The sequence below is a fragment of the Thauera sedimentorum genome (assembly GCF_014489115.1).
GTDB lineage: Bacteria > Pseudomonadota > Gammaproteobacteria > Burkholderiales > Rhodocyclaceae > Pseudothauera > Pseudothauera sedimentorum.
Map to the genome: position 1 here is coordinate 1,766,604 of NZ_JACTAH010000001.1, position 11,813 is coordinate 1,778,416.

Annotated in this window: 12 protein-coding genes; 8 read left to right on the forward strand and 4 right to left on the reverse strand. The window is 68.5% G+C overall.

Annotated features, from left to right (window positions below; translation table 11 throughout):
• Positions 1–13: 13 nt before the first annotated feature.
• From IAI53_RS08015 to IAI53_RS08045, 7 genes are read left to right on the forward strand one after another with little or no spacing between them, the layout of a single operon-like run.
• Positions 14–439: a transcription regulator gene (locus IAI53_RS08015; protein ID WP_187717578.1), complete on the forward strand. Its 426-nt coding sequence runs from the start codon at positions 14–16 to the stop codon at positions 437–439.
• Between the two features lie 13 nt (positions 440–452).
• Positions 453–1,745, forward strand: a complete 1,293-nt coding sequence (locus tag IAI53_RS08020) for a nitrous oxide reductase family maturation protein NosD (protein WP_187717579.1) — start codon at positions 453–455, stop codon at positions 1,743–1,745.
• Positions 1,717–2,685, forward strand: coding sequence for an ABC transporter ATP-binding protein (locus IAI53_RS08025; protein WP_432813916.1), 969 nt, complete (start codon positions 1,717–1,719; stop codon positions 2,683–2,685). Before IAI53_RS08020 ends, IAI53_RS08025 begins: the two co-directional genes overlap by 29 nt.
• Positions 2,686–2,698: 13 nt before the next feature.
• Positions 2,699–3,514, forward strand: coding sequence for an ABC transporter permease (locus tag IAI53_RS08030; protein ID WP_187717580.1), 816 nt, complete (start codon positions 2,699–2,701; stop codon positions 3,512–3,514).
• A 38-nt stretch (positions 3,515–3,552) separates the two neighbouring features.
• A complete protein-coding gene (locus tag IAI53_RS08035) occupies positions 3,553–4,092 on the forward strand; it encodes a nitrous oxide reductase accessory protein NosL (RefSeq protein WP_187717581.1) in 540 nt (179 codons plus the stop codon).
• 4 nt (positions 4,093–4,096) lie between these two features.
• Complete coding sequence (locus IAI53_RS18610; RefSeq protein WP_225433179.1) at positions 4,097–4,750, forward strand: toxin-antitoxin system TumE family protein; 654 nt, start codon at positions 4,097–4,099, stop codon at positions 4,748–4,750.
• Positions 4,747–5,373 (forward strand): nitrous oxide reductase accessory protein NosL, encoded by a 627-nt coding sequence (locus IAI53_RS08045; RefSeq protein ID WP_187717582.1) that lies wholly within the window; start codon positions 4,747–4,749, stop codon positions 5,371–5,373. The genes IAI53_RS18610 and IAI53_RS08045 overlap by 4 nt, the downstream gene beginning before the upstream one ends.
• A 177-nt stretch (positions 5,374–5,550) precedes the next feature.
• Here IAI53_RS08045 and IAI53_RS08050 read toward each other — a convergent pair whose 3' ends face one another.
• The gene (locus tag IAI53_RS08050; RefSeq protein ID WP_187717583.1) at positions 5,551–5,958 is read right to left on the reverse strand and encodes a c-type cytochrome; all 408 of its coding nucleotides are present in this window, start codon (positions 5,956–5,958) and stop codon (positions 5,551–5,553) included.
• A 239-nt stretch (positions 5,959–6,197) separates the two neighbouring features.
• On the opposite strand from IAI53_RS08050, the gene IAI53_RS08055 reads away from it, so the two are divergent.
• Positions 6,198–6,527, forward strand: coding sequence for a c-type cytochrome (locus tag IAI53_RS08055; protein ID WP_187717584.1), 330 nt, complete (start codon positions 6,198–6,200; stop codon positions 6,525–6,527).
• Positions 6,528–6,551: 24 nt separating this feature from the next.
• Here the strand turns inward: IAI53_RS08055 and IAI53_RS08060 are convergent, their stop codons facing one another.
• From IAI53_RS08060 to IAI53_RS08070, 3 genes are read right to left on the reverse strand one after another with little or no spacing between them, the layout of a single operon-like run.
• Complete coding sequence (locus IAI53_RS08060) at positions 6,552–9,926, reverse strand: EAL domain-containing protein (RefSeq protein ID WP_187717585.1); 3,375 nt, start codon at positions 9,924–9,926, stop codon at positions 6,552–6,554.
• Between the two features lie 3 nt (positions 9,927–9,929).
• Positions 9,930–10,322 carry a response regulator gene (locus tag IAI53_RS08065; RefSeq protein ID WP_187717586.1) on the reverse strand — a complete coding sequence of 131 codons (393 nt, stop codon included), beginning with the start codon at positions 10,320–10,322 and terminating at the stop codon, positions 9,930–9,932.
• Positions 10,323–10,324: 2 nt separating this feature from the next.
• Positions 10,325–11,809: a PAS domain-containing sensor histidine kinase gene (locus tag IAI53_RS08070; protein ID WP_187717587.1), complete on the reverse strand. Its 1,485-nt coding sequence runs from the start codon at positions 11,807–11,809 to the stop codon at positions 10,325–10,327.
• Positions 11,810–11,813 lie beyond the last annotated feature (4 nt).

Genomic DNA, 11,813 nt, shown 5'->3' on the forward strand with positions numbered 1-11,813 from the left:
AGGAGAACCCGACATGGTCAACCCGACGATGCCCACCGATCCGGTCGAACCGCCCTACGCCGGCCACGGCACCCTGGGCCTGATCGCCGCGGAAGTGTGGGACCACCTGTGGCCGTGGAGCCGGGCCGGCTTCGCGCGCCAGAAGGCCATTCAGGCCGCCGGGCTGGCGCTGGCCGCCGGCGCCACGGTGATGTGGATCCTCGCGGCGATGGGCCGCATGGATGCCGGCGCCATCATCGGCTGGTGGGTCAGCTGGAGCGTGTTCGAAGTGCTGGTGCGCCTGGGCTCCAAGCCCTATGTGAAGGAAGGCCCGTGGTGGGGCCGGCGCTACCGCAAGGCCTCGCTGATGGACATGGTGTGCTACGTGGGCTTCAAGAACCTGCTGATCGGCGCCAGCCTGTTCATCGCGCTGAAGTCCGCCGGCATCCTGGTGATCTGAGGCGAGCCGCACGATGACACCGCTCCCGGGTGCCTTCGCCCTGCTCCGCCTGTTCGCCGCCGCGCTGGCGGTCGCCCTGCTGCCTGGGCTGGCCGCCGCCAGCCTGCAGGTTCACCCCGGCGACTCCATCCAGGCCGCCATCGACCGCGCCGCCCCCGGCGACGTGATCGAGATCCACCGCGGACGCTACGTCGAGAACCTGCTGATCGAGAAGACCCTCACCCTGCGCGGCATCGACCGCCCGACGGTGAGCGGCGGCCTCAAGGGCGACACCATCCGCATCACCGCCGAGGACGTGGTGATCGACGGGCTGATCGTCAGCGATTCCGGCGACAGCCTGCTCGAGCAGAACTCGGGCATCTACATCTGGCCGGGCGCGCATCGCGCAGTGGTGCGCAACTGCGACCTCACCTACAACCTGTTCGGCCTGTGGGTGGAACAGGCCAACGACGTGCTGATCGAGAACAACGTGATCACCGGCAAGCGCGAATACCGCTCGCCGATGCGCGGCAACGGCATCCAGCTCTACAACACGCGGCGCGCACGGGTGTTCAACAACGAGGTCAGCTTCGTGCGCGACGCGCTCTACGTGGACGTCACCCACGACGCGGTCTTCCGCGGCAACAAGCTGCACCACAGCCGCTACGGCACCCACTACATGAACTCCTACCGCAACCTGTGGGAGGACAACGACGTGTGGATGAACCGCGGCGGCCTGGCGCTGATGGAAACGCGCAACCAGGTGGTGCGCAACAACCGCGTATGGGCCAATTCGGACCACGGCATCATGCTGCGCACCATCCAGGACTCCAAGGTGGAAGGCAACGTGCTGGCCGGCAACTCGCGCGGCTTCTTCATCTACGACGCCGAGTACAACACCCTGCGCGACAACCTGATCACCGACAACATCGTCGGCGTGCACCTGTGGGCCGGTTCCAAGAACAACGTGGTCGAAGGCAACGACTTCGTCGCCAACCGCGAGCAGGTGCGCTACGTGGGCGCCCGCGACATGGTGTGGGGCGAGGAGTCCGGCAACCACTGGAGCAACTACCTGGGCTGGGACCGCAACGGCGACGGCCTGGGCGACGTGCGCTACGAGGCCAACGACCTGGTCGACCGCCTGTCCTGGCGCCACCCCATGATGAAGCTGCTGCTTGCCAGCCCCGCAGTGCAGACACTGCGCCTGGTCGGCCAGCAGTTCCCCCTGCTGCGTGCACCCAGCGTGGTCGACCCGAACCCGCGCATGCAGCCAAATAACGATAACTGGAGAAACTGGCGTGGAAAGCACTACCCCGGCAGCCGCTGAGGCCATTGGCCAGGCCGCCGCCCGCGCGCCTCAGGACGCGGTGATCGAAGTGCGCGGCGTGGCGCGCCACTACGGCGCGGTGCGCGCGGTGGACGGCGTGGACCTGACCGTGGGCCGCGGTGAACTCTTCGGCCTGATCGGCCACAACGGCGCAGGCAAGAGCACCCTGTTCAAGATGATGCTCGGCCTGGTGCCGCCGAGCGCGGGCGAGATCCGCATCGACGGCGCAGCGGTCGGCGGGCGCGACTTCCGTGCCGTGCGACGCAAGATCGGCTACCTGCCGGAGAACGTCGTGCTCTACGACAACCTCACCGGCCTGGAGACGCTGCACTTCTTCGCCCGCCTCAAGGGCGTGCAGACCGGCGGCTGCGGCGCGGTGCTGGAGCGCGTCGGCCTCGCCCATGCCGCCGCCCGCCGGGTGCGCGAGTACTCCAAGGGCATGCGCCAGCGCCTGGGTTTCGCCCAGGCCCTGCTCGGCCATCCGCAGATCCTCTTCCTCGACGAGCCGACCACCGGCCTGGACCCGGAGGCGATCCGCGAGTTCTACCTCATCCTGCGCGGCCTGCGTGCCGAGGGCGTGACCGTGGTGATCACCTCGCACATCCTCGCCGAGATCCAGGAACGGGTCGACCGCCTGGCGATCATGGCCGCCGGCAAGGTGCAGGCGCTCGGCACGGTGCAGGACCTGCGCGAGCAGATGGACCTGCCGCTGTGGTTCGACGTCCACGTGGCCGAGGCCGACTTCACCGCGGTGCGCGACGCCCTCGGCAGCCTGCCGGTGGCCGCCATCGAGGCGCGCGACGGCCATGTGGCGGTACAGGTACGCCGCGAATCGAAGATGGCGGTGTTCGCCGCGCTCGCCACCCTGGGCGATCGCGTGCTCGACCTGCATGTGCGCGAACCGTCGCTGGAAGACGTGTTCTTCGGCTTTTCCGACTGAAGGGGCGGACATCATGGAAATCTCGCAAGTCGCCACCATCGCCGGCAAGGAATTCTGGGACCGCATCCGCAACCGCTGGGTGCTGGCCGTGGCCCTGGTGTTCACCGCCTTCGCGCTGGTCATCGCCTACTTCGGCGCCGCCCAGCAGGGCACGGTGGGCTTCCGCTCGATCGACGTCACCATCGCCAGCCTGGTCAGCCTGGTGATCTACCTGATCCCGCTGATCGCCCTGGTGCTGGGCTTCGACGCCATCGTCGGCGAACGCGAACGCGGCTCGCTCGACCTGCTGCTGTCGATGCCGATCACCCGCTTCGAGCTCATCCTCGGCAAGTACCTGGGGCTGGCCGCCGCGCTGGCCTTCTCCACCGTAGCCGGCTTCGGCCTGGTGGCGGTGGTGCTCTCCGCGCAGCTCGACCTCAACGCGCTGTTCCACTACTTCGGCTTCATGGCCAGCTCGGTGCTGCTCGGCATGGCCTTCCTCAGCCTGGCGGTGATGCTCTCGGTGTTCGCTGCCGACCGCACCCGCGCCTCGGGCCTGGCGATCGCCATGTGGTTCTTCTTCGTGCTGGTGTTCGACCTGCTGCTGCTCGGCGCGCTGGTGTTCACCGGTGGCCAGACCGGCGGCGAAGCGCTGCCCTGGCTGCTGCTGCTCAACCCGGCGGACGTGTTCCGCATCCTCAACATCTTCAGCATGGACGACGTGCGCACCCTGTACGGCCTGGCTACGGTTTTCCCGCCCACCCTGGCCGAACCCTGGCTGCTCACCCTCGTCATGCTGGGCTGGATCGCCGCGCCGCTGGGCGTGGCGAGCTGGCGCTTCGGCAAGTGAAGGCCGGCACAAGACCGGCGCAAACCTGGAGAAAACCCATGTGCAACCATCACCGCTGCATCAGCCGCCGCCGCTTCCTGGCGGCAGCGGCCGCCTCGGGCCTGCTGGCCGCGTGCGGGCAGTCATCGACGGACGGTGGCGCGCTGGTGCCGGTCGAGATCGACCGCGGCACCGCCTGCGCGCTCGACGGCATGCTGCTCGCCGACTATCCCGGCCCCAAGGCGCAGATCCACTACCAGGGCCGCGCAGAGCCCGACTTCTTCTGCGATACCGTGGAGATGTTCTCCATCTACCTCAATCCCGAGCAGGTGCGCGCGGTGCGCGGCCTGTTCGTGCAGGACATGGGCAAGGCCAACTGGGACGCGCCGGTCGGTCACTGGATCGACGCGCGCGGTGCCTGGTACGTGGTCGGCTCCAAGCGACTCGGCTCGATGGGCCCGACCATCGGCGCCTTCGCCCAGGAAACCGATGCCAAGAAGTTCGCCGAGGAGTTCGGCGGCAAGGTAATGCGATTTGCCGACGTCACGCCCGACATGGTGGTGCTGGACGGCGGCGCCCTCCACGACCAGAGGATGTAAGCACATGGAACCCTTGTACGACGCCCTGGAGCCGGAGCAGGCAACCGAGATCGAGCAGCTCGCCCGCGTGATGTACGAAGCGCGCGAACACCGGCGCATGATCCTGGAGCAGTACCATACCGACGACCCGGCCGAGGTGCTCGCGCGCATCGCCGCCATGACCGCCGCCGGTGAATGCGAACATCCGGCCTACGAGCACTATCTTGCCGTCTGCATCCTGGACGAGACCCGCAACGCCGCACGCAGCCTGATGGCGGCCCGCCTCAAGGAGGACGAGCCGGAGATCGACGTCCCCGCCGCCCCCCATCTGGTGCTGCACGAAGCGCTCGCCAAGCAGGTCGGCAAGATGCTCTCCGACCCGCCCGAACTGCGCCAGGATGCGCTCCTGCTGCGGCTGGGCAACGGGGTCGAACTCACCGTCCACTATGCCTCGCCCACCGCGTACTCGCTGCGCTGGAAGACCGCCGACGGCCAGCAACTGGGCATCGACACCGCGCCGGGACACCGCAGCATCGAGACCGGCCCGCACCACCTGCACCAGCCCGACGGCCGCGTCACCGACGATCCGCTGACCCGCCCCGGCCAGCCGCCCTGGGACAACCTGCAAGCGGTGATCGGCGCGCTGCTCGACGATCCGCTGCTCACCGCGCTGACATGAGCCCGCTGCTGAAGTCGCCGCGCGTGCTCGGCACCGTGGCCGTGGCCTGCTTCGGCCTCGGCGTGGTGCTGGCGATGCTGCCCCAGGGCAAGTCGCGCGCGGTCGACTTCATGCCGCCGGCCGAGGACCTCTGCATCGTGCCATCGGCGCGCATCGCCGCCGCGCTGCCGTGGGACCCCGCCTCGGGCCTGCACATCCACGCCGCCCGCCCGGTTCCGGCGCAGGCACGCTGCCCGGTATGCGGCATGTATCCGTCGCGCTACCCGCGCTGGGCGGCACAACTCATCTTCGAGGATGGCGCGGCGCATTTCTTCGATTCGCCGGTCGACCTGTTCATCTTCCTGGAAGACACCGCGCGCTACGACCCGGAGCGCGCCGGCGACGCGGTAGCCGCACACTACGTGACCGACTTCGACACCGGCCACTGGATCGCCGCGGGCGAAGCCTATTTCGTCATCGGCTCGGCGGCACGCGGGCCGATGCGCGGTGCCGACCTGCCCGCCTTCGCCAGCCGCGACGCGGCCGCCGCCTTCTCCACGGCGAATGGTGGCGAAGTCGCCGCCTTCGCCGACATCACCCCGGCGCGCGTCGCCAACCTGCGCACCGCCAACCACTCGCACTGAGCACCACCCACGCCTGTAACATGCGGTAGGAGCGGCCTTGGCCGCGATGCAGCCCGCGGAAAACCACCGCCGCAATCGCGGCCAAGGCCGCTCCTACAGCAATACAAAAAACGGGGAGCCACTTGGGCTCCCCGTTTGCATGGCGTGCGGCCGGCATCATGCCGGCCGAGGACGCGATTACTGCGCCTTGGCGACCATGTAGTCCACCGCTGCCTTGACCTCATCGTCGGTCAGCGAGGCGCCGCCGCCGCGCGGGGGCATCATGCCCTTCTCGCCGGTGAAGCCTTCGATGGCGTGCTTGTAGACCGTGTCGATGCCCTGGGCAAGGCGCGGACCCCAGTCGGCCTTGTCGCCGAGCTTGGGTGCACCGGCCACGCCAGCGGCGTGACAGAGCGCGCAGGTCTTCTTGTAGACGCTCTCACCGACCGCATTCACCGGCGCGGCGGGTGCCGGCGCGGGTGCGGGAGCCGGCGCGGCGGCCACCGGGGCGGGCGCACTGGCCGGTGCCGGCGGCGGGGCATCCTGGCCGCACGCAGCCAACAGCACGGCGAGCGATGCAGCGATACCAAGGGTCTTGATCTTCATCGGGGGGTCTCCTGATCTGTAGGGGATGGCCTTCGGAATTGGGCCAACGGTGGCAATGCTAGCGACGACCACTCACGATGTGATTGACCCTCATCAAGTCGGTCGCCGCGTACCTGCGCGCCATGCCGAATCGGGCGGAGGTGCCGTGCCGTATGGCTTCCAGAACGGCTTTGAATATGACAAAAAGAATAGACCTCGTCTAAACTCCGGACTCCCGATCATCCTTGTGGAGTCGCTCCATGCGTCGCATCATCGCCACCCTGGCCATCGCCGCCTGTACCCTGCCGCCGGCCGCCCTTGCCAACCCGCCGGCCGAGATCGCCGCCATCTTCAAGGCGAACAACTGCACGGTCTGCCACCTGCTGAGCGGCCGCACCGTGGTCGGTCCGGCCTATGCGGAGATCGCCGCGCGCTATGCGGACGACAAGGCGGGCGCGCTGCCGGTGCTGATCGAGCGCGTACGCAAGGGCTCGGACGCCAAGCTCTGGGGCCAGGCGCCGATGCCGCCCTCGCCCAAGCTCAGCGAGGCGGAGGCCGACGCGGCGGTGCGCTGGATTCTCGGCATGTGATGCCCGGGCCGACCGCCCCGGGCATCAGCCGGCGGCGGTCAGCGAACGGACGAAGGCGGGCACCTGGTCGGGCGGCAGCGGCCGGCTGATCAGGAAGCCCTGCAGCATGTCGCACTTGAGCAGCCGGAGCAGCCTGGCCTGCTCCGCGTTCTCCACGCCTTCGGCCACCACCTTCAGGTCGAGCGCGTGCGCCAGCGAGATGATGGTGTTCACGATGGTCATGCTCTCGGGCGCTGCGGTCATGGTGGCGACGAAGGAGCGATCGACCTTCAGCGCGCTCACCGGCAGCCGGGCCAGATAGGCCAGCGAGGAGTAGCCGGTACCGAAGTCATCCACCGCGATCTCCAGCCCCATGTCGCGCAGTTCGGTCAGGCGTGCAACATTGCCCTCCATGTCGCTCATGATCATGCTCTCGGTGATCTCCAGGTCCAGCGGCGGAACGCCGAGCTTGTGCTCGTCGAAGATCTGCCGCAGCGAGGCGACAAAGTCCGGCCGTTGAAGCTGCAGCGGCGACACGTTGACCGCGACCCGCTGCAGTTCCAGCCCTTCCGCCTGCCAGGCGGCGATGTCGGTCAGCGCACGGCGTATGGCCAGCAGGCCGGCCGGGATGATCAGGCCGGTCTCTTCCAGGATGGGGATGAAGCGCGCCGGCGGCACCAGGCCGTTGCCCGGCTCCTGCCAACGCAGCAGGGCCTCGAAGCCGCGCAGCCTGCCGGTGTTGCCGCAGACCTTGGGCTGATAGTGCAGAAGCAGCTCGTCGTTCTCCAGCGCGCGTCTGAGCTTGTTCTCCAGCAACAGCGTCTCGGCGATCTGCGCGTTCATCTCCGGTCCGTAGAACAGATAGCCGGCACCCGAAGCCCTTGCCTTGCGCAAGGCTGCCTCCGCGTTGCTGAGCATGGCATCCGCGTCGTCGCCGCGCTGTCGGCACAGGAGGGAGACGCCGGCGGTGAGCGCGATGCGCAACTCCTCCCCGGCAAGGACGAAGGGACGGTCGAGCACCGCCGCCGTGGTGCGCTCCACCAGATGGGCGATGTCGGCCGGCTCGAAGGCGCCGCCTAGCAAGGCACCGAACTGGTCCACGGACAGTCGCGCCACATCGCCTTCGTCCGGCCAGGCCGCGCGCAGCCGGCGCGCCAGCTCGCGCAGCACGCTGTCGCCGACCTGCCGGCCGAAGGTGTCGTTGATGTTGCGGAAGCGGTCGATGTCCCACAGCACGACAGCAATGCAGTCGTCCCGGTGGTGGCGCGCCACCTGCCGCACCACCGCCAGACGATCCAGCAGATGGGCGCGGTTGGGCAGCCCGGTGAGCACGTCGTGGTAGGCGAGATAGGCGAGCAGGTCCTGCTTGGCGATGTACTCGAGCGCAAACGAGACGTCGTTGGCGAGCTCGGTGAGCAGTTCCTGCTCCTCCTCGTTGAAGAAGCCGGGTTCGCGGGCATAGAGCACCAGCACGCCGACCACCCGCCCATCGACGATCAGCGGCAGGGCGATCAGCGACCGGTATCCCCGCCGCAGCGCTTCTTCCCTGCGCTTGCCGACCGCGCCGAGCTCGTCGAGTTCGTCGATCACGCAGGGTTCGGCCGAGCGCACCGCCTCGCCCACCGCGCCCTGCCCCAGCTCCAGATCGCTGCGCACGGACAGGGGTTCGGCGCCGATGTCGTCGTCGACGCCGGCCCAGGCCACCGGCTTCACCTCTTCGGTGGATGCATCGACCTCGCCGATCCAGGCGATGCCGAACTCGCCCTCCTTCACCGCGATACGGCAGGCTTCACGGAAGAGCCGGGCCCGGTCATGAATGCGCACGATGGCCGAGTTGATGCCGCTCAGCACCGCATAGACCCGGGTCAGCCGCAGGATGCGCTGCTGCTGTGCGATGCGCTCCAGGAACTGGCCGATCTGCACGGCCAGGGTGGACAGCGTGTCGGCCAGTCTTTCGTCCAGTTCGCAACGCCTGCGCGAGAACACGTCGACCACGCCGATGACCCGCCCGCCGACCATGATCGGCACCGCACCGCCCGACACCAGCCCGGCCTTGCGCGCGGCCTCGGCGCGCAGGAAGCCCGGATGCAGCCGCAGGTCCGCGAACCACAGCGGCTGGCCCGACGCCCAGGCCGCACCGGGCACCCCCATGTCGCGCACCAGGGACATCCGCCGCGACTGCTCGACGAAGGCGCGGCAGGACTCGTCCGCATACGACCACACGTCCACGCAGCGCAGGTGCTCGCCATGTTCGTCGACCCGCCACAGGGTCGCCGCCTCCATGCCCAGTTCGCTGCCGATGGCCTGCAGCAGCAAGGGGGTCGCCGCCTCCAGGCAGGATGCTTCGTTCAGCACCCGGGTGACCGCGAACTGCGCGGCAAGATGGCGGTGCGCGCGGTCGCGTTCAACGATGCCGCGCTCCAGCTCCTGGGCGTACTGGCGCAGGCGCGCATACAGGCTGCCGTTCTCGTAGATCCTTCCCGACTGGGCGGCGAGGATCTGCAGCAGCGCCGCATCGCCCTCGGTGAAACCACCCGGCTCCCGCTTGTTGGCAAGGCAGATCCAGCCATAGGTGGCGGCCAGCGACTTCACCGGGGCGACGAGCAGGTTGCGCACCTGCGGATAACCGCTCGGCAGGCCCGCGGCGGCCTGGCGGTCCGGCCGGATGTTCAGGCGCAGGGTCTGCGCCTCGCGATAGACAGGACGGAAGGACTCGCAGTCGAGCCGGATCGGCCCCATCTGCGCGACCAGCGCCGGATCGATGCCGCAGTGCTTCACGAAGGCCAGGCTCTCGCTGTCGGCCTCGCGCACCGCCACGGTGCCGAACTCCGAACCGATGAGCTGGCGCGCGCCCACGCAGATGTGGGCGAGCAGGCTGCCCTTGTTGCGCTCCGAGGCCAGCTGCAGGTTCAGCTCGATCAGCGCTTCGAGCTTGTCATTGACCGACTGCAGCTCGGTGACCTTCTGCGACAGCTTGTCGCTGATCAGCTGCAGGTGCTGGCGGTCGAAGTCGCGGTCGATGACCGGCTCGCCGTCCGGGGGCGCCTGCGGGGCACCGGCAAGAACCCCGCGCACCGTCTGCAGGGCATGCTGCGGCTCGATCGGCTTGGTCAGCACCGCGCGGACGCCGCAGGCCTCGGCCAGCTCCTGCGCTTCCTTCTCCAGGAAGTGGGCGGTGCAGAAGATCACCGGAATGCCGGCCAGGAAAGGATCGGCGCGCAGCGTGCGGACGAAGTCGTAGCCGTCCATCTCCGGCATGACGATGTCGCAGATGATCAGGTCGGGCCGGGTACGGCGCACCAGCTCCAGCCCCTGGCTGCCGCTGTCGGCCTCGTCGATGACATGGCCGAACTGCTTGAGGATGACGGCGAACAGTTCCCGGTTGACCGCGACGTCGTCGACCACCGCTATCCTGGCCATCGCTCAAGCCTCCCCGCCGGGACCACGCGGCGGACGCAGGTAGGCTTCGAGTTGCGCGACGAAACGCTCCACCTCGATGGGCTTGGAGAAATAGCCGTCGAAACCCGCCGCCAGGATGCGCTCGCGGTCGCCCAGCATGGAAAAGGCGGTGACCGCGATCAGCGGCACGTGCCGCAGGTTCTCGTCCTCCTTCAGCGCGCGGGCGACCTGATAGCCGTCCAGGCCGGGCATCTGCAGATCGCAGACGATCAGGTCGGGGCGCTGCTCACGCGCCATCGCCAGCGCGGTTTCGCCGTCCGCCGCCGAGAGCGTGCGGTAGTCGTGCGCCTGCAGCAGGTAGCACATCAGCGCCATGCTGTCCGGGTGGTCCTCGGCAATCAGGATGCGAACGGCCACGATCAGCCCCCCGGCAGCACCAGCACGAAGGTGCTGCCCTCTCCCGGCGCGCTGCGGCAGTTCAGCTCGCCGCCGAGCAGTTCGGCCAGCTTGCGGCTGAGGTAGAGCCCGAGGCCGCTGCCCTCGTCCACCCCGCGGCGCCCCGCCTTGCCCTGGACGAAGGCCTCGAACAGCATGGCCAGCTCCTCCTTGGCGATGCCCGGCCCGGTGTCCTGCACGACGAACTCCAGCGTCCGCCCGTCATCGCGCGCATGCCCGGCAAGCGACACCGTCACCCGGCCGCTACGGGTGAACTTGATCGCGTTGCCGGTCAGGTTGAGCAGGATCTGGCTCAGTGCACGCCTGTCGGTATCGAGCATCACCGGCTGCCCGGGCAGCTGCAGTTCGAAACCGAGCCCCTTCGCCTGCGCCTGTGGTTGCAGCGAGGCGGCGATCTCGCGCAGCAGCTCGCCGCAATCGACCGGCTCCTGGCGCAACTCGATCTTGCCGGCCTCGATCTTGGCGAGGTTGAGCAGGTCGTTGATCAGCGCCAGCAGGTGGCGGGCGTTGCTGCGCACGATCTCCAGCTGCCTGGCCTGCTCGTCATTGAGTTCGCCGGGCAGCCTCATCAGCAATGTCCCGGTGAAGCCGATCACCGCATTGAGCGGGGTGCGCAGCTCATGGCTCATGCTGGCCAGGAAGTGATCCTTGGCGCGGTTGGCCTTCTCCAGCTCGAGGTTCTTCTCCTGCAGCGCACGCTCGAAACGCTTGCGCTCGCTGACGTCGCGGATGGCGCTCATCACCATCTGGGTTTCGTTGATGCGCAGCGGACTGAGGCTGATCTCCACCGGAAACTCGGTGCCGTCCTTGCGGAGACCGAACAGCTCCAGCCCGGCGCCCATCGCCCGGGTGCGCGGTTGTGCGAAGTAGTTCGAGCGGTGCCCCTTGTGCGGGGCGCGAAAACGCTCGGGCAGCAGGCGCTCGACCGGGCAGGCATGCAGTTCGCCCGGCGCATAGCCGAACAGCGACTCGGCCTGTGCGTTGGCGATCAGGATGTGCCCGGTGGGATTGACGATGACGATACCGTCGGGCGTGGAGTCGATCAGTTCGCGGAAGCGCGCCTCCAGCGCCCTGCTGTCGCGCTGGACCTTGAGCGAGGTGACATCCTTCTCGGAGAACAGCACCAGCGGCCCCGACTCGCCCCCCTCGCCCGCGAGGCGCCGGCCGGTGATGTCCACGTAGATCAGGGTGCCGTCCTTGCGCCGGCGCAAGGCCTCGAAGGTAGCCGTCGTGTCGCGCAAAGTCTGCTCGATGAAAGCGCGCTGTTCCGCGCTGCGATCGGCCAGCACGATGAGCGTGTCGAGCATGCGCCCGCAGGCCTCCTCCGCGCCATAGCCGAACAAGGACCGTGCACCGGCGCTCCAGTGCACCACGCGCCCCGCATGGTCGATCGCCATCAAGGCATCGGGACACTCATGCAACCACCGGAGATCCTCGCTTTCGGGCATTCGC

Coding starts and splice junctions, on each gene's coding strand:
- IAI53_RS08050 (WP_187717583.1), bottom strand. CDS start 5,958: ATGAAGATCAAGACCCTTGGTATCGCTGCATCGCTCGCCGTGCTGTTG.
- IAI53_RS08015 (WP_187717578.1), top strand. CDS start 14: ATGGTCAACCCGACGATGCCCACCGATCCGGTCGAACCGCCCTACGCC.
- IAI53_RS08070 (WP_187717587.1), bottom strand. CDS start 11,809: ATGCCCGAAAGCGAGGATCTCCGGTGGTTGCATGAGTGTCCCGATGCC.
- IAI53_RS08035 (WP_187717581.1), top strand. CDS start 3,553: ATGTGCAACCATCACCGCTGCATCAGCCGCCGCCGCTTCCTGGCGGCA.
- IAI53_RS08055 (WP_187717584.1), top strand. CDS start 6,198: ATGCGTCGCATCATCGCCACCCTGGCCATCGCCGCCTGTACCCTGCCG.
- IAI53_RS08045 (WP_187717582.1), top strand. CDS start 4,747: ATGAGCCCGCTGCTGAAGTCGCCGCGCGTGCTCGGCACCGTGGCCGTG.
- IAI53_RS08030 (WP_187717580.1), top strand. CDS start 2,699: ATGGAAATCTCGCAAGTCGCCACCATCGCCGGCAAGGAATTCTGGGAC.
- IAI53_RS08020 (WP_187717579.1), top strand. CDS start 453: ATGACACCGCTCCCGGGTGCCTTCGCCCTGCTCCGCCTGTTCGCCGCC.
- IAI53_RS08060 (WP_187717585.1), bottom strand. CDS start 9,926: ATGGCCAGGATAGCGGTGGTCGACGACGTCGCGGTCAACCGGGAACTG.
- IAI53_RS18610 (WP_225433179.1), top strand. CDS start 4,097: ATGGAACCCTTGTACGACGCCCTGGAGCCGGAGCAGGCAACCGAGATC.